Raw genomic sequence first — 25672 nt, 5'->3', positions numbered from 1 at the left:
GTTTTTCAAGGATTTGCTTTCGGCAATATGGGCACTGCTGAGACGGCGGCCGAAGGATGAGATCGACGATGGCGTGACGTACGGCGGGCATGGTTGGTTGAGGCGGAGGCCCGTTGATTCTTTTTTTTCCGCCCCGCGTATGCGAGGCGACGATGTTGCAGGAAGGCGTAGGCAATCATTGTCATCAGGGCGTGGCGATGAAGACCTTGCCATGATCGCCCTTCGAAGTGATCAAGTCCAAGCTCCTCCTTCAGCTGCTGATGCGCCTGCTCACAAATCCACCGTGCCTTGATGGTTGCGGCCAGCGTGCGCAGATCCGTCGCCGCCGGAAGATTGGCGAGATAGTATTTCTTCTCCCCGGAGGCACGTTGCTCGCCAATGAGCCAGGCTTCGTCGCCTGGGAGATGCTGCTGACCTTTATCCCATATCCGCTGCGGAGGGCCGTCGGCGGTCCGGACACGGAGAGCAGCAAATTGGGCTTTGAGCCGACCTTTCGTCCCGCTACGCCAACTCACGGTTTTCCATTTGGCGCTGGCCAGCATTTGTTCTGCCGCAATCGATAAGATATCTGGCACGTGGTGCTTTCGTGGTTTCCCGCGGACTTTGGTCATCGGCCAAATGAGCTTCACATCGACCGGATACACTTTCAGGTGCCGAGGGATGCCAACAGCCCAGGCCAGCCCGCGCCCTGTTAGCCCTTGTCGAAACGGTGCGCTGAGGCCGTATCCTGCATCCGCCAGCACACATCCAAAGCGCACGTTAGCTGCCATCGCGCGGTCAATCTCGGCCAAAGCAATCTCCGGCTTGGACCGTGGCGTTCGGTGTTCGACTGGCACGCGAGCGCGCTTCAAACGAGACACGTCGCTCGTCCAACTGTCAGGCAGAAAGAGACGTAACGCGACCATCACTGGCACTTCGCCCCGCGCAAGCGTTAAAGACACCAGCGTTTGGCAATTTGCTGTTTTGCCGAGAGCCGACGCGTATTGAGCCGCAACACCGACCGAGCGCTCACCCTTCTTCGGCAGTGAGGTGTCATCAATAACCAGCACCGCATCCCTGCCGCCGACAAGTCGGTCCGCCTGGTTGAGCAGCTCTGTCTCCAGCGACGTCGCGTCCCAGACACCATCCGCAATGAAATGGTGCAACTGGTCGTAGTTGCTCGTGGCAAGGCGTTCCGCCATCGGCTGAACGCTCTTGCGATCGCCAGGACCGATCAATCCCGCCACATACAGAGGACACATCCGCTGCCGGGTCTTATGACCCAGCCGGTCCAAGAACGGCATCAGCCAGCGTTCGAGTTCGTCTTCCCATCCCGGCATGGTCAGCCCTCCAAGAGCCGACCACCCATGAATCATTGAAAAATTGATTCGGGAATCCTATAAAACACGACAAAATCAACAATCTGTTCGCGGTAGGGACACCCATCACTGGGCGCCCCCCGCGCAGATCCCGGCGAGCCCAATTAAGGCACCGGGCTCCTACCTCGGGTGTTTGACGGCGAAGCGCAGCTTCGGCCATGGATGAAGGATGCGAGCCTTGGGGAGCCAGTCGTCGGTGATCTGCGTTATGCGATCCCAGGTCAGACAGTTCCGCTGACTGCGCCGCCGAAGCGTACGCCTCCAGAGGTCGGTCAGATAGAACCGAAACGCATTGAGCGCTCGGCCATTCGTCGGGACAGCAAAGTACGCAAAGTGGCCGGTCACGACCTGCCTGAGCCATCTCCCCTGTGCAGGGATCGGCCAGTGCATTCGGCGCCTCAGCTCCTCCTTGATCTCGCGGAGTTTGGTTCGCATGCGGTCGCTACGGGTCTTCCGTTGAAGCTGGAAGCGCCCTTGGCGTGATTTGCCGCAGATGAATGTGAACCCCATGAACGCAAAGGTTTCCGGCTTTCCGAGTCCGCGCTGCTTACGTTGAACCGCCGCATGGCGACCAAACTCGATCAGGCGGGTCTTGGCCGGATGGAGCGTCAGCTCGAACTCCTCCAGTCTCGCGCGCATCGCATCGAGGAAACGACGTGCGTCGTCCTCGCGCTCAAAGCCGACCACTACATCGTCCGCGTAACGCACGATGATCATGCCGCCGGAGGCCTCGCGTTGTCGCCAGCGCTTGGCCCACAGGTCGAGAGCGTAGTGCAGGTAGATGTTGCCGAGGAGCGGTGAAATCACCGAACCTTGACCCGTTCCCCTGTCATCAGCGGTTACGACGCCGTCTTCGAGAATACCTGCCTTCAGCCATTTCTGGATGAGGCGGATGATGCGCTTGTCGCCGATCCTATGTTCCAAGAAGCGCACCAGCCAAGATTGACTGACTGCGCCAAAGAAATTTTGGATGTCGGCGTCAACGATCCAGTTCACCTGCCGCGTCTCGATCGCTGTGCAGAGCGCGTCCAACGCATCATGTGGCCCTCTGCCGGGCCGAAACCCGTAGGAAAAGCCACAGAAGTCTCCTTCGTAGATGGCGTTGAGCACGATGACGGTGGCGCCCTGGACGATTTTGTCTTCGAGAGCCGCGATCGCTAACGGCCGCTGCTTGCCGTCTGCCTTTGGTATGTACGTCCGGCGAGACGGTTGCGGGCGGTACGTTCCTCGTTGGACCCGTTTGTGCAGATCGGCGAGCTGGGGCTCGAGATCTTCCTCGTAGTCCTGCCACGTCATGCCATCCACTCCGGGAGCGGCCCTGCGCCTGAGCGCAAAGAACGCCGCCCGCAGTGTATCGACATTGATGTGGTGAAGGAGCGCGGTGAACCGGTCCTTCTTCCTCAGCCTTGCGGCTGTCCGTACGCGGTCCAGCGACTGGGTCATGCGAGCCCGGCCCTGTGTCCGGTGTATGCGCTGCTGTTCCGCGTTTCCCTTGGTCCCCAGCCTTGGCTCCACCCACTCCGCCGCCGGTAATCCGGCTTTGTTCGTCGGCTTCTCAGCTACTATGCCAGAGTCAGACTTCTCCGTGTCGTGCATCAGCGGCTACGGCTCCTCGCCTTCCCGCTGCGGACCATATCCTCGGAGGAGGAAGGTGGCCGACCCGGAGATATCCCGGTTCCCGTACAAGGAGCTTCCATGCATGCCAGGGTCTACGACCACGCCGGGCTGGACGGGTGCTCGCGCTTGCGCACTCGCCCATGTTGCCTTCCGCTCTTTGGACAGCGTCGACGCCCGGGATAACACTGTTTCGCGGCTCAATGGCTGGCCTGCATGCTCCCCTACCGACGCTTCGCCGACCCCCTCGCGGAGGCCTGCGCACGGCTCGGGGCCGATGTAGTTCGCTACACCTTCATCGCAATGGACTTTCACCATCTACTCCTTGCCGGTCTCCCGGCGCACCCAAAGTAGTGCTAGCCTGGCAAGCCATCTCACCACGATTGCGTTGTTGGGTTGTGGCCCTGAGATTTGCGGCTGCACAATCGTATTCTCGGTGCGAGCGTTCAAACGATAGAAATGGAGAGGCTGCCCTAAGGCGCCGCACTCCAGACATGCGTTGACAGCAGTCGCGTTCGAGGAGCGGGACAGCAATTCCCGTGCCGAAAATGAGGAGCGGTTCTTCTTTCAACCCGATCTGCGGCTCCGCGGTATGAGCCCGATGCGATCGCTGGCCACCGACCGGATTTGCCAGTCGTGCTAAATCCCGCGTCGCCACAAGGATGGTCGATCCTCCTATACGAGCGGGTCGGTTGTCGCTGGGCCAGATAATGGCCAATAGTACTCGCCTGTCGCATATACGGCGGGCGCGCCGCGTCCTTCCGGTGCGGCGAACCATCTGCTATTGATTCTAGGCCCTGGAACTTGTGCGGGAATGTCCGGTTTCTAACAATCCTTTTGATGACAGGTAGCAGGTGGGAGGGCCGCGGTGGCGCGTGTGGCCCAACCGGATTGAATGAGCCGCTGCTACGCGCGATCTACGGAGGAAACTGGACTGCTAATCCTAGCAATCGTCCCGGGGTCGAAGTGCATGCTCAACTTGCCCGACATGGCGCGGATGCTGGCAATCGGGAAAAGTAAGTTGTCGCGCGTATGCGCTTCCAGTGAATAAGCCGCGACGGAGCGGCCCGAAGCTGTCTACACCGACTTGCTCGCCGGCTTCGGCAAGATGCGAGGATGAGTTAGAGATATCTTTTGTGCATCGAGCTTCAGGCTGATTTGGTCCTGCAAGGCAGATAGCAGGCTGGGTAACCAAGAGCCGACTTGGATCTCCCAATTGTCCGTAATTCGTCGTTCGTGAAGAACCGCTAAGCGATTGAGCTAGAATCGCATTTTGTCGTTGTGGACTGGTTTGCGAATGCAGGGTTTGGTGCACCGGGCATCGGAGCCTTGCAATTTCATTTTCGGGATTCCGTCGAATCGCCGGCCATGATTCCGTCGTCGCATCGGAGGTGGCGATGCGACCGAAGAAGCACAGGACGAAGGGATCGGGCGATCTGTTCCGGGCCAGGCTGAACCAGATCAACAATATGAAGCACGCGCTGCTTCAGCTCGCCGGCAAGGTCGATTAGGACAGGATCGACGGCGAGATCGCGCCGCTGTACAGCGAGAACGGCCGGCCCGGGATCGCGACCCGCTTTGTGATCGGGCTGCTGCTGCTCAAGCACATTTACGGCCTGTCCGATGAGGGAGTGTGCGAGCGCTGGCTTCACGATCCGTATTTCCAGTACTTCACCGGCGAAGAGTTCTTTCAGCACGCCTTCCCGCACGAGCGCTCGGACCTGATCCACTGGAGCAAGCGGCTTGGCGACAAGCTGGAGCTGTTATTGGCCGAGAGCCTGCGGGTGGCGCACGAGGTCGGCGCGTTACGCAATCAGGACCTCAAGCGGGTCACGGTCGACGCCATCGTGCAGCCGAAGGCCTCGACACCTCGCGGCCCCCCTATGGAATGCGTGGATTGGATCCAATTCGGCTACGCGTGCTCGCTGACTGGCGGCGAGCGGCCCAGCGCAGGTCGGTGCAGCACTCCGGGCGCGATCCCGCCGCCTAAGGCAAGCTCGTTTTGAAGTGGCGAGCCATTCCTGCAGCAACATACTCAATGAGCTCAGTAGTCACCAGGTCCGGCCTCGCCCACAGCGACTATTCGGCAGCCGACCCCGGGCCTAGATTAAGGCGTTCGAAGTACCAAGACGTGTCATCGCCGGACGACTCTGTCTCATCACTTGCTTCACTCGAAGCTCGCTCGATTCTTGCCTGAGCACCACTACTCTCGGCGGCGAGATATCCTTCAGGTTTGCCTACCCGTTGCCATTTACCTTCAGCGTTATGCGTCCACTTGTCGGGATGCTGGTGAGGATCAAGCACCCAGTGATTGTTATCACTCACAGGAACAAAGCCCATCTGAGCCAGACGGGGCTCGATGCCTGGCAACGCAGGTTTTGACATAATCAATGCTCGCTCGCCGTCCTCCCGAAGCTGATGCTCCAGTAGAATATCGCCAGCGTTCTCGACGAGCGGATGAGTAACCCGAAGATCTACTTGGGATGTGACTGCGTTTCGACCGGGAAACTGGGCGCTGAATCGCCTTCCTCCTACCCGAAGTCCGCCTTCTGTTCTCAGAAGCCCAACAGTTTTGTCACCCAATCGATAGGCGAAATATCGCGCCTCGTCCGTATCTTCGTCGGTGTGACCATGGGTTCTAGCAATGTTCGCTGCGCGCTCAGCTTTTGTGGATATGAAATCCGAGTATTCCAGTGGATTATCGGCAATGTGCTTGATGTCATCGCTATAGAAGGCCTTCACTTCTTCCCCGAAGGTATCCATGTCGATCTCTTCGATCGGAGGTCGGGAAACTACGGAGTACGGCCGTGTCGCTGCCTGGAACGAACTTGGGCCAGCATCGGGCGCCATGCCTGCAAGCCTTTCCGCAAAGCCCTCGTCATCTGAATGCCTCGATTCGTCAGCCTGGGTAGCGCTTGTGGATTGGCTGGATGAGCCAGCAATTCGGCCATACATCGGATCTCTCTCCTGTCGGTACGGTTGGGGGTGCTGAGCTCGCGCCGCTCGAGCTCTACCGACGATGGTAAGAGGTCTAGCTGACTATGAGCTGACGCGCCGAGGTTGAGCATCTGTCGCGCGCTCTTGTGAAGAGGAAGCTAACGCGTCGTCCGTGAAGAACGCCTAAGCGATTGAGCTAGAATCGCATTTTGTCGTTGTGGACTGGTTTGCGAATGCAGGGTTTGGTGCACCGGGCATCGGAGCCTTGCAATTTCATTTTCGGGATTCCGTCGAATCGCCAGCCATGATTCCGTCGTCGCATCGGAGGTGGCGATGCGACCGGAGAAGCACAGGACGACGGGATCGGGCGATCTGTTCTGGGCCAGGCTGGACCAGATCATCTATATGAAGCACGCGCTGCTTCAGCTCGCCGGCAAGGTCGATTGGGACTGATCGACGGCAAGATCGCGCCGCTGTACAGCGAGAACGGCCGGCCGGGATCGCGACCCGCTTTGTGATCGGGCTGCTGCTGCTCAAGCACATTTACGGCCTGTCCGATGAGCGAGTGTGCGAGCGCTGGCTCCACGACCCGTATTTCCAGTACTTCACCGGTCCGGCGATGCCGCCAACGTCATCCTCTCTGCCGTCGGCCATAACTTCCGCCGCATCCTCGCCTGGCTGAGGACTCTTTCGCGTCTCTTCCTGACCACCATCATCGCTGCCCTCAGCGACCAATCACCGCTGAAATCGGTTTCTTAACATTGGTGTCCTGACGTGATGACGTAAGCACGACGGAATCTAGCTCTTTAGCTGGATCGGTCTATGATTGACCTGTTGATGCCGGGATCGTTCTCCTTCTGAGCTCGCCCACGCCATAGTGACGTCGTCGTCTCGCCGCTCAGCTGAGCACGGCCTGAGTCGCGCAACCATACGGCAGCTACGAACAACTTCGGATACAGCAAGATCGAGAACTTGTCCGGTTCCGTCCCCACGAAATCGACGCGACCAAACGCAAGCCCAACGGCTCGACGCCGAGGCCTCAATGCTCCGATACTAACACTGCGGCCTCATTCGACGGTCACCGATTTTGCTAGATTACGCGGCTGGTCCACGTCCGCGCCCCTTACGAGGGCGGTATGGTAAGCCAGGAGCTGAACCGGAATGGCATAGACTATCGGCGTAAAGCTTGCGACCATCTCCGGCAGCACAATGGTCATGAGTGTGTCCACCGTCGCTTCCAAAGCACCCTTCGCATCGGTGATCAGAATGATCTTGCCGCCCCGGGCGGCAACTTCTTGCATATTCGAGACGGTCTTCTCGAAGACCTGGTCGTAAGGCGCGATCACCACCACAGGCACGGCCTCATCGATCAGTGCGATCGGTCCGTGCTTGAGCTCGCCGGCGGCATAACCTTCTGAGTGGATATAGGAAATTTCCTTCAGCTTGAGTGCGCCCTCCAACGCCAGGGGGGCCGATGTGCCACGACCGAGATAGAGCACGTCCCTCGAGTCGGCGATATAACGCGCGAGCTTCTCGATCTGCGGCTCGATCAACAGCGCCGCAGCAATCAATCGCGGCACTTCGATAAGCTCACGCACGAGCTTCGACTCATCGATCTCAGACAGCTTACCGCGCTCTTTGCCTGCTGAGACGGCAAGCGCCGCCAATACGATCAGCTGGCAGATGAATGCCTTTGTGGAGGCTACGCCGATTTCTGGCCCTGCCAGCGTCGGCAGAACGGATTCACTCTCGCGCGCAATTGTCGAGGTCGGGACGTTGACCACTGATATCGTGTGCACGCCCTGCCCCTTGGCGTATCGCAACGCGGCCAGTGTGTCAGCGGTTTCGCCCGACTGCGAGATGACGATGGCGAGATCGCCCCGGCGCAGAGGCGCCTCCCGGTAGCGGAACTCGGACGCTACATCGATCTCGACAGGCAAGCGCGCCAGCCGCTCGAACCAGTATTTGGCGATGTGCCCGGCATAGCTCGCCGTGCCGCACGCGGTAATTGAGATGCGCTGAATGGATTTAAAGTCGAACGGCAATGTGAGCGGCAGGGCGATACGCTTGGCCGCCATGTCGAGATAATGCGCTAATGTCTTGCCGGCCACGGTCGGCTGCTCGTGGATTTCCTTGGCCATGAAGTGGCGATAATTCGCTTTGTCCACAAGGAGTGACGATACGCCAGACTTTGTTGTTTCCCGCTGGACGACGGAGCCGTCTGCGCTATAAATCACGCACATCGTGCGCGTAAGCACGGCCCAGTCGCCGTCTTCAAGATAGGTAATCTTGTCGGTCAAAGGCGCGAGCGCGATCGCGTCCGATCCTAGATACACTTCGCCGTTACCATGTCCGATCGCAAGGGGCGACCCCTTGCGCGCGCCGATCAAAAGATCGTCGTGCGCCTTGAAAAGGAATGCCAGCGCGAAGGCACCGCGCAGCCGCGGCAGCGAAGCTTGTACCGCATCCTGCGGCGAGTAGCCGTTCTTGAGATACGATTCGACGAGATGTGCCACCACCTCGGTGTCCGTCTCTGAGTCAAAATGGGCTCCATTCCGCTCCAGCTCGGCTCGCAGCTCGCTGAAATTCTCAATAATCCCGTTATGAACGACCGCTACATTTTCCGTCGCATGCGGATGAGCATTGCTCTCGGTCGGCTTTCCATGAGTTGCCCAGCGGGTGTGACCAATACCGGTACGACCCGACGGCGGGTAATAGCGCAGCCGCTCCTCAAGGTTTCTTAGCTTACCTTCAGCGCGTCGCCGCTCGATGCGGAGACCTTCGAGAGTAGCGAGGCCTGCGGAGTCGTAGCCACGATATTCCAATCGCTTAAGCGACGCGACCAACTGCCCAACGACCGGGCCACGCCCCAAGATGCCGACAATTCCACACATATGGATCAATGCTGCCCAAGTTAAAGAAGCCCGACGTTCCCCCTTACAGGAACCCCGTTATGAAATTCGCTTGCCCGATGATAACAGACGTCAAGTTCGGGATTTGTCGCGGCCGGCGCTATCGCCGCCGCGTTCACAAGCGTGAGTTAGATCTCTTTCAGCCATCATCGCTTCGCCTGGCTGCATTCCGCTTTTGGCTGCCTATCGTGTACAAACTGCAATGCGGCCGCGAAAAGCGTGACCGCTTCGAAGAGAGCCAGATATGCAGGTGCGCTTGCAGCGTGGCGCGACATCCAATCCCGACACGAACAGAATCGCGCGGTTGCGACGATAGCTGTCGTCGTCGCCACAAGCCGATGCGAGGATACATCGCGCAAATAGTCTGGCTCCATAGATGAGGACATTCGAACCAGATCGGCAGGCCAATTATCCTACGATAAAACATCTTGTCTTGTTTGGCTCATCATCACTGATGAGCCATTTCACGAATGCAGCTCAAATTCCAGGAAAGTGAGCAGCGATACCGGCGAACCGAGCGGCAGTGGATGTGAGAGTAACTGAGTCCTTGCGTCTCACTGATAGACCTTTCGAGAGGTTCACGTTCCGTCTCGGCTGCGCTCCATTCGGGAGATATGGCTTCTACATAGTCTGGCGCCGATATATTTGCGCAGCCGCTCTAGCGTGAATTGTCCTGTGTCACTGGAAACATTTTGCCGGCGCGGGTTTAAGAGGCTCATCATACTCGGACCGAGGCACGTTACGTTCGTCGAGACTAAGCGATTGGCGTCGAAACTCTATTGTACAAACGTAAACTTTCGATATCGATACGTTCGAGGATCTATACCAACGTTTGCTACTCTTTCTCATTTGTCTTTCGTCGACCGTCCACTGCCTGCCGCGAGTTGGATATTGGCAACGTCTCTGATCACGGGTGATGAATCGACCCAAGACGGGGTGCTCTGTTCGCAAGTTAACGGTACGGGCGCTTTGTAGACTACGATGCGCAGGCTTGACTGCGTGCTGGCTTGCATCCCTTCACTCCGACAAATGCATTGACGACTGCGGCCTCAGCTCGTCGCTCTCCCAAGCCATGACGAGACCACGCGAGTGCGTACATGCGCCTGAGGATAGATAAGGAACACATACCGTCGGCTTCTATCTCATTGGAAATATCGCCCCGGGGATAAGCGCGCCCGTAACAGCATTTTCCATCCATCCCGCCTGCTTAGGGCCATCACGGATACCACGCAGGTTGCGAGGCTTAGCTGACTTTCATTTTCTAAGCTCAATCTGTTGGCGTCCTCCAGTCCAACTTAAATCAATGTATATAGTGTGCATTCCTACATGATGTGTATGACTGGAGCTAACGATCGCTTTCCTCTAATTGCGGGTGGAGCGCGCTTGCGCATCTAGATTTCTTGAGAATCGGCTTCGCAATAGCGTTTCACAGGGAGGCTTTCTTTCCGGCGCAACTAAGAGAGACCATGGCGGCTCAGGACTCAAAGCGGCGCGTTGCGCTGATCACCGGCGTCACCGGGCAGGACGGCGCATATCTCGCCGAGTATCTGCTCGGTCTCGGCTACGTCGTGCACGGCATCAAGCGGCGGTCGTCCTCCTTCAATACCGCTCGCGTCGACCATCTCTACCGGGACCCGCATGTCGGCGAGGTGCCGTTCCTGATGCACTATGGCGACATGACGGACTCGACCAACCTGATCCGGCTCATGCAGCAGATCAGGCCGACCGAGATCTACAACCTCGCCGCGCAGAGCCATGTCGGCGTCAGCTTCGAAAGCCCGGAATACACCGCCAACGCGGACGCGATCGGCGTGCTGCGGCTGCTTGAGGCGATCCGCATCCTCGGCATGGAGAATGAGACGCGCTTCTATCAGGCCTCCACCTCCGAGCTCTACGGCCTGGTGCAGGAAGTTCCGCAGAAGGAGACCACGCCGTTCTATCCGCGCTCGCCCTACGGCGTGGCGAAACTCTACGGCTACTGGATCACCGTGAACTACCGCGAAGCCTACGGCATGTTTGCCTCAAACGGCATCCTGTTCAATCACGAGAGCCCGATCCGCGGCGAGACCTTCGTCACCCGCAAGATCACCCGCGGCATCGCCCGCATCGAGGTCGGGATCGAGGACACGCTCTATCTCGGCAATCTCGACGCCAAGCGTGACTGGGGCCATGCCCGCGACTATGTCGAGGGCATGCACAGGATCCTGCAGGTCGACGAGCCCGGCGACTTCGTGCTCGCGACCGGCGAGACTCGGTCGGTCCGCGAGTTCGTCGAGCTGGCGTTTGCCGGGGTCGGGCGCAGCATCGAATGGCGCGGCAAGGGCGTCGAGGAGGTCGGCCTCGACAAGGCATCCGGCAAGACCCTGGTGCAGATCGATCCGACCTATTTCCGTCCGACCGAGGTTGATCTCCTGATCGGCGATGCCAGCAAGGCGCGCGCGAAACTGGGCTGGGCGCCGAGGACGCCGTTCTCGCAGTTGGTGAAGGAAATGCTCGCCAGCGATCTCGTCGAAGCCAGGCAGGACGCAGCCAATGGCAAGCACTGCGTTTGAACTGAAGGGCAAGACGGTTTTCGTCGCCGGCCACCGCGGCATGGTCGGCGCGGCGCTGATGCGCCGGCTGGCACGCGAACAGGCCAATCTCTTGACGGTGTCGCACAACGAGGTCGACCTGCGCGACCAGGCCGCGGTGAATGCCTGGTTTGCCGCGAAGCGGCCGCAGGCCGTGTTCCTCGCCGCCGCCAAGGTCGGCGGCATCGTCGCCAACAACACGCTGCGCGCCGAGTTTCTGCACGACAATCTGGCGATATCGAGCAACGTGATCCAAGCGGCCCATGCCAATGGATGCGAGAAGCTGATGTTCTTCGGCTCCTCCTGCATCTATCCGCGCCTGGCGCCGCAGCCGCTGCGAGAGGATTCGATGTTGACCGGCCCGCTGGAGCCGACCAACGAACCCTATGCCATCGCCAAGATCGCCGGCATCAAAATGGCCGAGGCCTATCGCAGCCAGTACGGCGCCGATTTCATCAGCGTGATGCCGACCAATCTCTACGGCCCCGGCGACAACTATCACCCCGAATACAGCCACGTCGTCGCCGCGCTGATCCGCCGCTTTCACGAGGCCAAGATATCGGGCGGCGGCAACGTCGTGGTGTGGGGCACCGGCACGCCGCGCCGCGAATTCCTCTATGTCGACGATCTCGCCGACGCCTGCATCCATCTGATGAAGACCTATTCCTCGCCGGAACTGGTCAATATCGGCACCGGCGAGGACATCAGCATCGCCGAGTTCGCACTCATGGTCGCGGCCGCCGTCGGTTTTCGCGGTGAGATCAGCTTCGACCCGTCGCGCCCGGACGGCACGCCCCGCAAGCTGCTCGACATCGGGCGGCTGTCCGCGCTCGGCTGGCGCGCCACGACGTCGCTCGAGGACGGCATTCAGCTGGCATACCGGGCGTATCGCGCCGATAGCGGACAGCACCAGAGTGATCTGCTTGTTCACGATAAGGGGCCGATCCTACGTATCAATCGGCGGTGAACCTCCAGCGTAGGTGACTCGCCGCTCAATAACGATAAATTTTGCTTCGCAGTCGACAAATGTTGAACGTCAACAACCGCGCTCAGATGGACGCCAAGAACCCGAGTGTGACGCGGTGTATCCTAGCTACGACGCAGCAACGACTGCAGCAAAAGGAGAATGGTAATGATCGATGTGCTGCCATCACATTGAGTCGCTCATCGGCTCTAGAGCATGTTGTTTTTTGCCGGAATCGGGATTCCCTGCGGGGAGGATTTCTGATTCAAGCTCCATGCTGGAAAGCGGAGGCCAGCATGGATGACGCGACCGTTTTCGGAAGACATTCGCGAACGCGCTCTTGCGCCAGCTGACGCGGGCGAGACCGTTCGTTCGATCGCAGAAGCGCTTCAGATCAGCCCTTCCTGTGTGACGAAGTGGAAGAATCTGCGGCGGGAGACCGGAGGCGTTTCTCCCGGCAAGATCGGCGGTCACAAGAAGCCGGTTCTGTCCGGCACCAATGCCGACTGGCTGCGCAAACGCATTCACTCCGGCCCATTCACTTTGCGGAAGCTGACGGAGGAACTGGCTGCGCGGGGACCAAGACAGACGTGCGGGCGGTGTGGACGTTCGTTCACGCCGAAGGGCTGAGCTTCAAAAAAAACGGTCCTGCCGGCCGAACAAGATCGTCCCGATATCGCCCGTAAACGGGCGCGCTGGAAGACGCATCAGGGCAGGATCGACGCTTCGCGCCTGGTCTTTATCGACGAGACCTGGATCAAAACCAACATGGCGCCGCTGCGAGGCTGGGGGCCGAGCGGGCAACGTCTCCAGGCGTCTGCGCCTTTCGGCCATTGGAAGACCATGACCTTCATCGCTGCGCTACGATCGGATCAGCGCGCCATGGGTCATCGACGGCCCAATCAATGGCGAGCTCTTCACCCTTTATATCGAACAGGTACTGGCGCCGACCCTCGCAAAAGGTGAACTCGTCATCCTCGATAATCTCGGCAGTCACAAGGGCAAGGCGGCGCGCAACGCCATCCGTGCCACAGGAGCACATCTGCTCTTCCTGCCGCCCTACAGCCCCGACCTCAACCCGATCGAGCAGGTCTTCGCCAAGCTCAAACACCTGATGCGAGCCGCCCAGACACGTGATGTCGAAGCGACTTGGCGCAAGGTCGGCGAACTCCTCGACCTCTTCTCCAAGGAGGAGTGCGCCAACTATCTCAAAAATTCAGGGTATGTTTCCGTATAAAAACATCACGCTCTAAGCCTCTACGCCGAGCGGTGGACGATCATTAACCGGAAGCGTGCTGGTGTCCCTTTCCTCTCGACCACCGGCTTAGCGGGGGTCTATCATCATGATCCTGGCCGACAATGTAACGATGGACATGAGCGCGCCTAACAACGCGAACGCCAAGGGCAAGCCTAACATGTGTGCGACGAGCCCGATGCCGGCGGGCCCGACGAGTATACCCGCGTAGCCGGCTGTCGTGATGACCGCGATCGCAACGCCTGCTGGCATCACTTTCTGTTTGCCGGCGCGCCGACACAGTACGGGTACAACATTTGAAATACCCAATCCAATAAGCAGGAACCCCGCCATAGCAATCAACGCAACGGGCGCGGCCACTACGGCCAAGAAGCCCGTCACGGTCGGCAGAGTCCCGAGCATCAATGTGGCACGGTCGCCGATTCGCGCCACCACGGCATCTCCGCTGAGACGCCCTGCTGTCATGGCGATTGAGAAGAGCATACAACCAATGCCCCCGTGCGCCTCAGCGAGGAGATCTCGTTCAACGAGAAGCAAAGCGCTCCAATCGAGCATTGCACCTTCAACAAGAAAGGTGATAGCCGCGAGCACAGCTATCAGCATTACACTGCGATGGGGCAAGACAAACAATGGCCCCTGCTGCCTCGAACCCGTCCCGAGCAAACCCAGCCAAGCCGACACAATCGCGATCGTCATTAACGCCGAACAGAGGAACGTCGAAAAAAGCGGGCCAAGCTGCAACGAGAGGAACGAGGTCACGGCGGCAGAGCCGGTGAATTCCCCAAGGCTGTACTGGGCGTGGAAGCCGGACATCAATGGACGGCCGGTGGCGCGCTCCAATTCAATCGCATGAATGTTCATGGCTACATCGATCGAGCCGAGTGAAACGCCGAAAGCAAACAGCGTGGCACCGAGGCTGAGAGGTGTGTCGGCAATTGCAAGCCACGGCAGGATGATCGCGAGTCCAAGTCCACCCGCGAGGATAATGGGCTTGCTGCCGTACCACGCATTCGACAGGCTGCTCAAAAGCATAGCGATGACGGATCCCGTGCCGAGACAGAGCAGCAGAAGACCAAGCATGTGGTCATCCACCGCAAGCCGCTCCTTCGCGAGGGGCACCAAAGGCGCCCAGGCCGCGAGGCCGAATCCGGCCACAAAGAATGCGAGCCGCGTCGCAAGCAGGCCGGCAGACCAATTGGCAGATGGTATCACGAGCGCTCCTGAGAGAACGGCCTCGTGAGCGCGGCGCCACTCATCCTGCGATGCGCCGCCTGCGAGCGGCCCGCGGCTCGACGATGATGGCCTCAAGTTGACATTCTTCAGCCTTGCAAATGCGATGCCGCTACAAAAACTCGACTACGTCACAGGGCGAGCGACAAATAGGCGTGATCGTCGAGCCCCTGGACCCGGTGTTTCGGCTGATCTTTGCCGGATGAGCTAGCTATGCGGGGGTTGGCAGTTGTTGCTGGTCTGCGACAGCTGGAGGCGCAACGCTCAATGGCTTGTGTTGCAAAGCCTACAAAGCCAACAGCGCCCGACGCCTCTGGTACTTGGCGCGAACACGGCCGTAGGATTTCCGATAGCTTTGCAGCCAATCGGAAGCTCTCATCACGAGCAACGTCGCTGAGACGCGAGATCACGACGAGCACCGCTATCACGCGCAAGCCGTCAACGTCGGCCTGACACTTTTGATACTCGATTATTCCCGGTTTCAGGCGGCCAGGTGGTCCCCCGCGCCGCATTTGATGTGTCGTGTCTCGAGTGATCCGTTTGTTCTGAACTAGCGTTCGCCGTCGGCGACCACAGCCACTTTGAATGGCATGGCGACAACATCAGCCTCCAAAAGTTCAAGGCTGTCCTGTGATCCCGAATTCCCGGCGACGGTGCGCTGGGCTGTCTTGGAGCAATCAACCTGATTTCCATGCCATCGTTGTTGCCGCCGAAGGGGCGGCATCGGTTAGGTCCAGGACGCCGGCGCACTCAATACCGAGGTGCCCGCCGGCATCGTTCAAGCGCTTATATCCGCAGTTTTCCGAGACCGTCGCTCTGACCAAATCGGATTGTGCGTGGTAAGGAACAAGTATAACAGGCAGAGATCGATCAGTATCGCCGCCGCCATCACGCTATAAGCCCAGGCGCTCTGCACTAGATCGAGCTCGATGAGCACTCGTGACAAACCGAAGCCCACGATCCAAGCATCAAAGCTCATGCAGATGCGTCGGAATATCTCCGGATCAAGCCGGCGAATGACGTAGGACCCCAGCGGGATGCCGACCATGACACTGGGTATAAAAACATAGAGCAAGCTACCGCTTTCGGAAATGAACAAGCCGAGCTGATAGTAGACGAAGGCGGTCACGCTCGATTCCGCCACGCGAACCAGGGCTAGGCCGGCGCGAAATTCGTGTTTGACCAGGCCCTGGTTGTTAAACAGCATCGCTAAGGGAGGGCCGGAGATAGTCGTCACCGAATAGAGGATGCCCAGCATCCACCCGAATGGCAGGCCGATCAGCCAGCTTGCTTCGATAGGGCGGCGCCAACCCGCAGCTTGCAGCAGGATCAGGGGCAGAATGATCGTGTAGGTGGCGAATTTGATCCAGCCCGGCTGGAGCGAGGTCAACGCATAGCCGCCGAGCGCAATGCCCGGCAAGAGTCCAAGCAAGATGGGAAGCACTCGTCTCCAAACCACCGGCACGCCCTTCAGATTGATGAGGAGGACGTAAACGTTAACGAAGACCTCGATGATGACAATGGCGGGGTTGAGAATGCGATTGGTGTAGAAAACCAGCGCAAGGGGTACAGTGAGCGACGAAAAGCCGTAGCCGATGGCTCCATTCACAAAGGCCGCAAAACACGTCGTTGCGGCCAGAAACCACATAGCAGCATCAAACTCAGGCATTTCCTTAACTTTCCCACTCCGGAGGGCATCGGGTCACGCGTCAGGAACCAGCGTGGCCATTGGACCGCGTATCGCCGATGTATTCTTCGCCGAGCACCTGATGGTCGCCAAGCTCGGCACCACGGGCGTGACAATCTCGATACGCGAGGGAGCGTGAAGCGGTCGCAGGCTCCTTCGCTCACACCACACTGAGCGAAACTGATCTTATCATCATTGCTTCGCCATCGAGGCATCAGCAGCGCCGGTGAGGTCGAGCTCGGCAGCGATCGTCGCCCGGCCGGAGCTCGCATCGGCACGGTGATCGGACGCGATCGCGACATAGACCGCCGGCAGCACGAAGAGCGTGAACAGCGTGCCGACAGACATGCCAGCGACGAGCACGAGCCCGATCGAAAAGCGGCTCGCAGCGCCAGCTCCCGTTGCGGTCAACAAGGGTATCAAGCCCGTGACCATCGCCGCCGTGGTCATCAAGATTGGACGCAGTCGGACGCGCGCCGCCATCTCTATAGCTGAGCGACGGTCAAGTCTCTCCTTGACCTGCAGCTCATTGGCGAACTCAACCATCAGGATGCCGTGCTTGGAAATCAACCCGACCAGTGTCAACAGTCCGATCTGGGTGTAGATGTTCATAGTCGCCCAGCCAAAGAATGGCGGGATCAAGGCGCCGACGATTGCCATCGGCACGCTAATCATGATGATGAGAGGATCGCGCAGACTTTCGAACTGCGCCGCAAGCACCAAGAATATGATGATGAGTGCAAATGCAAACGTAATCGCCAGTTGGTTACCCTCGTGCACATATTGGCGGGCGTCGGCGAGGAAGTCGTGGCTGAAGCCTGCGGGCAGTTTCTTTGCCTCAGCTTCCAGGAAGTCCACAGCCTGACCGATCGTGACGCCTGGCATCGGCACTGCCTGAAAGGTCGCGCAGTTGAGCTGGTTGTAGTGGGTGAGCGCGTTCGGATCAGTCGCAGTCTCGATGGAGACTACGGTGGACAGCGGGAGCATCGAGCCCGCCGCAGTCTTCACATAATAGTTCCCGATTGCTTGCGGCGCCAGGCGTTCCTCGCGTGGCACCTGCGGGATCACCTGGTAGGAGCGGCCCTGCAAATTGAAGCGGTTGACGTAGTTTCCGCCAAGCAAGGTGGCGAGCGCGTTACCGATGGTCTGCATGGTGATGCCAAGCTCGTTGGCCTTGGATCGATCAACCTTGATTCGTACAACCGGCTGGTTGAACTCGAGGTCGGAGTCGCTGACCATGAATAGACCGCTCTTCCGCGCGGCTTCCTTCAGCTTCGACATCTGCTCGTAGACGGATTGGAAGCCAAGCGTCGAATTGATCACCATCTGCACTGGTAGGCCATCCGAACCGCCCGGAAGCGGCGGCAAGCTAAAGGCAAACGCGTTGATGCCTTCGATTTTGGACAGCTCGGCCTGGACAAGGGACTTTAGCGCGATCGATGATCGCTTGCGCTCGTCCCATGGCTTGAGCAACATGCCGGCCATGCCACTTTGCTGGCCGTTAACGCCATTGAGCACGAAGCTCAAATCAGTCTCGGAAAATTTGTGGAACGCGTTTTCGAGCTTGGTACCGTAATAGTCGAGGTAGTCGACATTGGCGTATTTCGGCGCCTTGGTTAGAGCGAATACGATACCTTGATCCTCCTCGGGTGCGAGTTCCTTGGAAGTATGCATATAGAGAAAGCCGACGAGGCCCAGCATGGTCAGCGCAAACAGCCCGGTAATCGGACGATAGTCGAGCGAGCGGTCGAGCTTGCGGCCGTACCATCGTGTCATGGCGGCGAACCCGCGGTTCACAAATCTTGCAAACCGCCCCCCCTCAGCGCGCTTCAGGAAGAGTGAGCACATCATCGGCGACAGCGTCAAAGCGATCACGCCCGACACGATTACCGCTCCCGCTAGCGTAAACGCGAGCTCGCGGAACAGCGCACCGGTGAGGCCGCCGAGAAATCCGATTGGGGCATATACCGCAGCCAAGGTAATTGTCATGGAGACAACGGGGCCGACGATCTCGCGCGCGCCCCTCGTAGCAGCCTGTAGGGGCGGCGCACCCTCTTCTAAATGGCGATGAATGTTCTCCACCACCACGATCGCGTCATCGACGACGAGACCGATCGCGAGAACCATCGCAAGGAGGGTCAGGAGATTGAATGAAAACCCCAGCGCCAGCATCATGCTGCAGACACCAACGAGCGACAAGGGAATAGTAACCACAGGAATGATGACCGACCGCAGCGAGGCCAGGAATAGGAAGATTACCACCACCACGACCACGACGGCCTCGATGAGCGTCTTCTCCACTTCATCGATCGATGATTGAATGAATTTGGTGGAGTCGTAGGCCACTTTCAACTTCAGTGACGGCGGCAGGTTACGCTCCATTTCTGGAAACAGCGCCCGAACGCCTCGCACTATGTTCAATGGATTGCCCTGCGGGCTCGCCTGAACGCCGATAAAGACTGCGTGCTCGCCGTTCATTGCGACGCTGGTGTCTGTGGCTTGCGCGGCAAGCTCGACTACCGCAATGTCCTCCATGCGCACAAAGCCACCGTCATTGGCTTTGACGATCATGCGCTTGAAGTCATCGACACTTCGCAGATCCGTGTTTGACGTGACATCGGAGATAGTGAAATAGCCCTTGGTCTGGCCGGCCGCGGCCTGGAAGTTGTTAGCGGCGATTGCAGCCGAAGCTTCAGCCGGCGACACGCCGTGCCCTGCCATTTTCGCAGTATCGAGCCATAGCCGCATCGCAAAAGTCTGGCCGCCCAGGATGTTTGCGGCTGCGACGCCGTCGACGGTTGACATAACCGGTTGCACGACGCGCGAGAGGTAGTCGGAGATCGCGCTGGCCGCCAGTTCCTCGCTGGAGAAGGCGACATACATGACAGCGGTGGCCTGACCGGTCGACTTAGTGACGACCGAATCGTTTGATTCCTTCGGGATCAAGTATTTGACTGAGTTGACCCTGGAGAGCACCTCGGTGAGCGCTTCGTTGGGATCGAAATTGAGCTTGATGTAGACTTGGATCGTCGAGGTACCGAGCACCGATGCGGACCTGATGTAGTCAACGCCCTCGGCGGAAGCCACTGCCTGCTCCAGGGGAGTGGTGATGAACCCCTGGATCATGTCGGCGGAGGCGCCAGGATAGGAAGTCGTGATATTGACGACCGTACTAGTTAGCTTGGGATATTGCCGGATCGGCAGTACGGTGGCCGCGCGAAAGCCGATCAGCAGGATCAGCAAACTGACGACGATAGACAATACCGGACGTTTGATGAAAAGCTCGGTAAATGCCATCTCGACTCGCATTTCAAAGGGGATGCAAATTCGCCAGCAGCTTGCGCACAATGATCATCAATGCGGCAACTGCGCTAAAGCCCGTAGTATGAGGGAAGCGTTATCAGCTACTCTAAGGGCTCACACGTTCCTGAGCATAGCGCGCCCAATCCTCCGCTTCTCCATCTTCGTCGCTCGGATGAATGTTGGCTCCGCTATTCTGATCGCTGATCGCGATCTCGAATAGTCGGTACCGTCTCAAGATAAAGCCCCTGTTTTTTTTTGCGTGCAATCGGCCAAAGGTCCGACTCTAGATGTTCGTCTTCACACCCGATTGGAAGCATCGACTTCTAGCAAGATATCAGTTCAGGGTTCGCGCCCCCCGTCGATCGAATGATCCAGGTTCGACATCGAAAGTACAAACGACCTGACCGGTGCTCAACTCTACAAAGGTAAGTCGGTAATATAGCATGGGCTGCCAAACACTATACCAAGGTTTGCCGAAACGGTCGCTGGTCGCAGCCGCGCGAAACTGTGCGCTGCCAGACGCAAAGTTCTCGGCCCCACAATATTCCGCAACCACCCCTTATCGCATCGCTAACTCGCTGAACGTCGGCTCGGAGTTCGCCCTTTGCTACTAGGTCGACACGTCTGTCGGAAAAGTGGCCTTGAGCACTTCTTCCACCTCAATATGCTGCGTACGGTTTGGCTACGCATTGCGCTACGGAGTTGGCAACACCAGTATTACGTTGTCGATCAGCCGGGTCGAGCCGACGTAGGCTGCCGCACAAAGCGCCGCGGGCCGTCGCAGTGGATTGTCGGCGGCCTTGAGCGTGTCACCGTCGACAAGTTCAAGATACTGCAGCCGGTCAACTGCCTCTAAATGCCCCTTGGCGATCGCAATCAGCTTTTCTACGTTGCGCTCTCCTGAGCGAAATTCGTCGAGCGCGGCGGATAGTCCACGATTGATCGCAAGGGCCCGCTGACGTTCTTCCTTGCTGAGATACCGGTTGCGACTGCTCATCGCGAGCCCATCCTGTTCGCGAACGGTTGGTACGGTGACGATCTCGATCGGGAGATTTAGATCAACCGCCATGCGACGCACGACTGCGCATTGCTGAAAATCCTTCTGGCCAAAAAACACGACATCGGGCTGCACCATGTTGAACAACTTGCATACGACAGTCGCGACACCGCGAAAATGTCCAGGCCTGAAGGCTCCGCACAGAGGTTTCGCGAGGTCGCCCGGTTCAATGAAGGTCTCGAAATGGCTCGGATAGACTTCCTGTGCATCCGGCGCAAAGAGGATCGCAACACCGGCATCGCGGCACAGTCCCTCATCGCGCAAGAAGTCGCGCGGATAGGTGCTGAGATCCTCGTTTGGTCCGAACTGAGTGGGGTTGACGAAGATGCTGACGACGGTAACGTCGCATTGCGCCTGGCTCGCCGCGATCAGCGCCAGATGGCCATCGTGGAGATAGCCCATTGTCGGCACGAATCCGACCCGTAGATCGGCGCTGCGGGACTTTGCGAGAGTGCGGCGAAGCTCAGCGACCCTCGTGATTGTTTGCATGTCGAGCTCACATCAGGTTGGGTTGGACGGCGCCCAGTTGGTAATTGCCTCGCCGACCCCTTCAGGAAGTCGATAGGATTCTTGGGGTCCCGGGAATGCACCACTGCGGACATCCGCGGCCCAGCGCAAAAGCGCATCATGCAACTGCTGGAAGCCTTCCGCATAGGCGCGAACGAATTTGGGGCGATGACCCTCGGTCAGGCCCAGCACGTCATGAAACACGAGCACCTGCCCTGAACAGTCCGGGCCGGCGCCGATTCCGATCGTCGGTATTGTCAAGGAATCGGTTGCTCGAGCAGCAAGCTCGGCCGGAATCCCTTCCAACACCAAAGCGAAACAGCCGGCCTCCTGCAGACGGTGAGCATCATCGAGCAACCGTAGCGCTTCATCCGCTTTCCGGCCCTGCACCTTGAAGCCACCCATGACATTGACGCTCTGGGGCATAAGGCCCAGATGACCCATCACGGGAATCTCGCAATCGACGAGGGCACGTACCATCTCGATACGCTTGCCGCCGCCCTCGAGTTTCACCGCGGCTGCGCCTCGCTGCAGGAATCCGCCGGCATTGCGTATGGTTTCTTCGACGCTGAGGTGGAAGCTAAGAAACGGCATATCGGCGACGAGCAAAGCACGAGGCTTGGTGCGTACAACGGCTTCCAGATGATGGTTCATCATCGCGACGCTCACGGGCAGCGTGTTTTCAAATCCAAGGCAAACGTTGCCGACACTGTCACCGACGAGAATGATGTCGACGGAAGGATCCGCGATGCGCGCCGTAACCGCGTCGTAGGCAGTCGTCATGACGAGACGCCGGCTGTCCTGCTTCCAGCGCTGCAGCATGGGAATCGTGATGCGCTCGACCGGCTGCTGCGAAACGTGGCTCATTTGGACCCCATCGCGTCGACGACCTCAGTTCGATTCTGCGGTGCGAAGTGGCAAGGCTTTGATGTCACCCAACTCGCCGACTGTTTAGCAGAGCGTACTTTTCTCATTTGAAGTACCGTTGAGCCTTTGCGCACCTGGTACTTCCTAGGGAGCGTGGAAGAAAATTGTCAACCGGGGAAGAAAAAAAGAAATCGTTGCCTCGAAAATGGCCCACGAACGGATGGAAATTCCTTTTGGTTGCGCGATCACCAGACGAAGACTTTCTCGACCGGTGTGTTGGGTCATGCGGGCGTGGCCAATGACTCCGGCAGATTCGCCGACAGGCTGTGGCGATCGGCAACCGATCCGGCCTGCTTCTAGACCAGCTCATCGGCTGCATCGTTAATTCCAGCATAGATTTCATCGAGGTCCGCCGACGTGACACAATACGGCGGCATGACATAGATCGTATTGCCAAGCGGGCGCAGCAGCAGATCTCGATCGCTAAAGAACGCCTGCAGCCTCGGCCCGATATTGGCGAGGTACCCCTCGTCGCACACCTTCAGCTCGAGTGCTGTGATAGTACCAGTTTGACGGACGTTCGCGAAGCGCGCGTCCGCGCGAAATGACTCGATTTTCTGTTTCTGCATTGCGGCGACGAAGGCCACACGCTCGTAAGTCTCATGGTTGCACCAGAGATCCAGGTTCGCCTTGGCAGCGGCACACGCCACCGGATTTGCCGTGTAAGAACTGGAGTGGAAGAAGGTGCGGGTTCGGTCTTTCGAATAGTGTGCGTCGAAAATCTCCGCGCAGCAGAGCGTCACCGCAAGCGGAAGAGAGCCACCCGTGAGGCCCTTGGAATAGCAGGCAATGTCGGGCGTGACACCAGCCTGCTCGCAAGCGAATAATGTTCCAGTGCGCCCCCAGCCTGTCATGACCTCGTCGGCAATGAACAGGACGCCTGAGGCCTGACAGATCCGTTGCATTTCATTTAGGACCCAAGCAGGATACATAAGCATCCCGCCAGCGCCCAGGATCAGGGGTTCGACGATGAAGGCAGCCGGATTTTCGTTGCGACACGCGGCCTCGAGCGCGTCGAGCGTCGGCTGTTCATGACCCAGCGCCGGGAACGGCACTGAGGTAACCTCGAACAGCAGAGGTTCGTAGGCCGCATTGAACACACCACGCGCGCCGACCGACATCGTCCCCACCGTGTCGCCATGATAGGAATGCTGCATCACGACGATGCGTGAGCGCGACTCGCCGATGTTGCGCCAATAGCCGAGCGCGAACTTCAGCGCGACCTCCACACTGGTCGAGCCGCTGTCGGAGAAGAAGACGTAGTCGAGGCCGCGGGGCGCAAGTTTCAAAAGCAGGGAGGCAACCTCTTCGGCGGGTTCATGAGTGTGGCCCGCGAAGATGATCTGGTTGAGCTTTTCCGCCTGCTTCTGAATGGCACTCACGATGTATGGATGGCAATGGCCATGGGTCACAACCCACCAGGACGCGATCGCATCGATGATGCGACGGTCATCCGCGGTGTAAAGATATGCACCCTCGCCGCGCAAAATCTTTGTCATCTCGCCTTGCAGCGCATGTTGGGTAAACGGATGCCAGATCCGCGACTTTGCTTTGCACATCATCAATCGAAATCGCCACCACGGAACGAGACCTTGAAGGCCGCGCGAAGCGCGTTGGCCGTGAGTGGAACAAGGCGCGGCAGCCGGCCCAGCTTCCGCACTTGTCCGATCCTGCAAATGGTGCTCTCGGTGTCGACGTTCTCTTCGCCGATGAACGCGATACCGAGAATTTCAATGTTGCGATTGTGCAAGGCCTCGAGCGAAAGCAGCGAATGATTGATGGTACCAAGGGCAGTGCGCGCGCAGAGAATGACTGGCAGCCGCCATTGTGCAAAGACGTCGATATAGAGTTCGTTGCGATTGAGCGGTACCATCAGCCCGCCTGCCCCCTCGATCACGAGCGGGCGATCCCCGGTGTCCGGTACATTGAGTGAGGTGGCGTCGATGTGAAGGCGATCGAGTTCTGCTGCGAGATGTGGTGACGCTGGCGTTTCAAGACGATACCGCTCTGGCACAATCCGATCGTCGGGAAGTTCAGCCAGTTGTTTAACGACTAAGGAATCGGTCTCCCCTCGAAGACCAGCCTGGACAGGTTTCCAATAATAGGCATCAAGAAAATCGACGACTCCTGCGGAAAAGATCGTCTTGCCGACCTCAGTGTCGGTGCCAGTGACTACGAATCGCCGAGCCATCTTGTCTCGCTTCCGGTTTCTTCCATCAAGGCATCGAGCAACGCACGCACATCATTCTCTCCGACATTCAGTGTCAGGGAGATTCGCAGCCGAGCTGTGCCCGCCGGCACAGTCGGTGGTCGGATTCCGCGAACGTCGAATCCGCGAGCCTGCAGCTTCGATGCCAGTTTCATGGCGCGCGCGTTGTCGCCGACAATGTAAGGGACAATCTGGGAAACGGAGGGACTCCGGCCCCCGCGCAAGCGGATCTCCCGATGTGTGAAGGCGACCAAGCTGGCCAGGCGTTGTTGCCGTTCGGGTTCCTCCTTCAAGATTGATAGCGCCTCCTGCACGGCAACAGCCAGCAGAGGCGACGGGGCGGTTGCAAAAATGAAGGGACGGCAACGGTTGACGATGAAGTCGCGCAGCACCCGGCTCGCAGTGACGAGGGCACCGGCGGCGCCCAACGCCTTGCCGCACGTATGAACGACGACCAGGTTCTCGCGCCCTTCATAGGGGGCGGTCAGCCCCCTTCCCTGCTCACCGTACACGCCAGTGGCATGAGCTTCATCTACCAAAAGAAATGCATCATGCCTGTCGGCGATTGCGACAAGCTCCTTGAGCGGCGCGAAATCGCCGTCCATGCTGTATAGACTTTCAGCCACGATCCAGACGCGGCCCGTCCCGCCTTTCGCGCGCCAGTTGCGGATTGTGTTTTCGACCGAGGTCGGGTCGTTGTGAGCGCTTTCGCGAAACTCGGCGCGTCCGGACCGTGCGCCTTCGTGAATGCTCGCGTGCACGAGCGAATCGAGTACCAGCAGATCGCCCCGTTGAGGCAGCGTCGTCAGGATGGCAAAATTCGCCACATATCCGCCGCTGAAAAACAGCGCCGTCTCGGCTCCGAAAAGGTGCGCGGCCTTCGCTTCGAGGAGTTCGTGCTCGTCGCAATTTCCGCGCAGGAGTCGTGACCCGCCGGCCCCGATTGGAGTGCCGGCTTCCAGCGCCGCCGCCAGAGCCTTCTTCATGCGCGGCGCACTCGCCAGCGCGAGATAGTCGTTCGATCCAAAGTCAATGCCGGAACGCGGCGCTAGGCGCCGCAGCCGGTCCTGCTCGTTCAGGGCCCGCAAGGCGGCGTGATAAGTGGCCATCTTGTCCGCGCATGTTGGAGTCATTAATCAATC

Annotated in this window: 14 protein-coding genes and 3 pseudogenes; 5 read left to right on the top strand and 12 right to left on the bottom strand. The window is 58.8% G+C overall.

What is annotated here, in order from left to right; all coding sequences use genetic code 11:
• Positions 1–5 precede the first annotated feature (5 nt).
• Positions 6–1355, bottom strand: a complete 1350-nt coding sequence (locus tag LRP30_RS06645; RefSeq protein ID WP_249759746.1) for an IS701 family transposase — start codon at positions 1353–1355, stop codon at positions 6–8.
• 123 nt (positions 1356–1478) lie between these two features.
• Positions 1479–2801 (bottom strand): group II intron reverse transcriptase/maturase, encoded by a 1323-nt coding sequence (gene ltrA / locus LRP30_RS06640; protein WP_346016183.1) that lies wholly within the window; start codon positions 2799–2801, stop codon positions 1479–1481.
• A 1568-nt stretch (positions 2802–4369) separates the two neighbouring features.
• Between ltrA and LRP30_RS06635 the strand changes: the two are divergent.
• Positions 4370–4834 (top strand): annotated as a pseudogene (locus LRP30_RS06635) (transposase); the annotation flags it as partial.
• A gap of 217 nt (positions 4835–5051) precedes the next feature.
• Here the strand turns inward: LRP30_RS06635 and LRP30_RS06630 are convergent.
• Complete coding sequence (locus LRP30_RS06630) at positions 5052–5927, bottom strand: host specificity protein (protein WP_249759745.1); 876 nt, start codon at positions 5925–5927, stop codon at positions 5052–5054.
• Positions 5928–6242: 315 nt separating this feature from the next.
• On the opposite strand from LRP30_RS06630, the pseudogene LRP30_RS06625 reads away from it, so the two are divergent.
• A pseudogene (locus tag LRP30_RS06625) lies at positions 6243–6522 on the top strand (transposase); the annotation flags it as partial.
• A 454-nt stretch (positions 6523–6976) separates the two neighbouring features.
• Here LRP30_RS06625 and glmS read toward each other — a convergent pair.
• A complete protein-coding gene (glmS, locus tag LRP30_RS06620; protein ID WP_249759744.1) occupies positions 6977–8803 on the bottom strand; it encodes a glutamine--fructose-6-phosphate transaminase (isomerizing) in 1827 nt (608 codons plus the stop codon).
• A gap of 1484 nt (positions 8804–10287) precedes the next feature.
• On the opposite strand from glmS, the gene gmd reads away from it, so the two are divergent.
• The 3 genes and pseudogenes from gmd to LRP30_RS06605 all read left to right on the top strand — a co-directional run bounded on the left by gmd (position 10288) and on the right by LRP30_RS06605 (position 13592).
• Positions 10288–11373, top strand: a complete 1086-nt coding sequence (gmd, locus tag LRP30_RS06615; RefSeq protein WP_249759743.1) for a GDP-mannose 4,6-dehydratase — start codon at positions 10288–10290, stop codon at positions 11371–11373.
• Positions 11354–12358: a GDP-L-fucose synthase gene (locus tag LRP30_RS06610; RefSeq protein ID WP_276017369.1), complete on the top strand. Its 1005-nt coding sequence runs from the start codon at positions 11354–11356 to the stop codon at positions 12356–12358. Before gmd ends, LRP30_RS06610 begins: the two co-directional genes overlap by 20 nt.
• Before the next feature lie 297 nt (positions 12359–12655).
• Positions 12656–13592: pseudogene (locus LRP30_RS06605) on the top strand (IS630 family transposase).
• A gap of 87 nt (positions 13593–13679) precedes the next feature.
• Here the strand turns inward: LRP30_RS06605 and LRP30_RS06600 are convergent.
• The 8 genes from LRP30_RS06600 to LRP30_RS06565 all read right to left on the bottom strand — a co-directional run bounded on the left by LRP30_RS06600 (position 13680) and on the right by LRP30_RS06565 (position 25663).
• Positions 13680–14819, bottom strand: a complete 1140-nt coding sequence (locus LRP30_RS06600) for an MFS transporter (protein ID WP_249761705.1) — start codon at positions 14817–14819, stop codon at positions 13680–13682.
• Positions 14820–15618: 799 nt separating this feature from the next.
• A complete protein-coding gene (locus LRP30_RS06595) occupies positions 15619–16509 on the bottom strand; it encodes a sulfite exporter TauE/SafE family protein (protein WP_249759742.1) in 891 nt (296 codons plus the stop codon).
• Positions 16510–16719: 210 nt separating this feature from the next.
• Positions 16720–19824 carry an efflux RND transporter permease subunit gene (locus LRP30_RS06590; protein WP_249759741.1) on the bottom strand — a complete coding sequence of 1035 codons (3105 nt, stop codon included), beginning with the start codon at positions 19822–19824 and terminating at the stop codon, positions 16720–16722.
• 700 nt (positions 19825–20524) lie between these two features.
• Complete coding sequence (panC, locus tag LRP30_RS06585; RefSeq protein WP_249759740.1) at positions 20525–21376, bottom strand: pantoate--beta-alanine ligase; 852 nt, start codon at positions 21374–21376, stop codon at positions 20525–20527.
• 12 nt (positions 21377–21388) lie between these two features.
• Entirely contained in the window at positions 21389–22261 is an 873-nt protein-coding gene (panB, locus tag LRP30_RS06580; protein ID WP_249759739.1) for a 3-methyl-2-oxobutanoate hydroxymethyltransferase, read from the bottom strand.
• A gap of 356 nt (positions 22262–22617) precedes the next feature.
• Positions 22618–23883, bottom strand: a complete 1266-nt coding sequence (locus tag LRP30_RS06575; RefSeq protein WP_249759738.1) for an adenosylmethionine--8-amino-7-oxononanoate transaminase — start codon at positions 23881–23883, stop codon at positions 22618–22620.
• Positions 23883–24512: a dethiobiotin synthase gene (bioD, locus tag LRP30_RS06570; protein WP_249759737.1), complete on the bottom strand. Its 630-nt coding sequence runs from the start codon at positions 24510–24512 to the stop codon at positions 23883–23885. The genes LRP30_RS06575 and bioD overlap by 1 nt, the downstream gene beginning before the upstream one ends.
• Complete coding sequence (locus tag LRP30_RS06565) at positions 24494–25663, bottom strand: 8-amino-7-oxononanoate synthase (protein ID WP_249759736.1); 1170 nt, start codon at positions 25661–25663, stop codon at positions 24494–24496. The genes bioD and LRP30_RS06565 overlap by 19 nt, the downstream gene beginning before the upstream one ends.
• Between the last annotated feature and the right edge of the window lie 9 nt (positions 25664–25672).

The sequence above is a fragment of the Bradyrhizobium sp. C-145 genome (genome assembly GCF_023375135.1).
Lineage (GTDB): Bacteria > Pseudomonadota > Alphaproteobacteria > Rhizobiales > Xanthobacteraceae > Bradyrhizobium > Bradyrhizobium zhanjiangense.
This window is presented reverse-complemented; position numbering and strand designations above follow the sequence as displayed.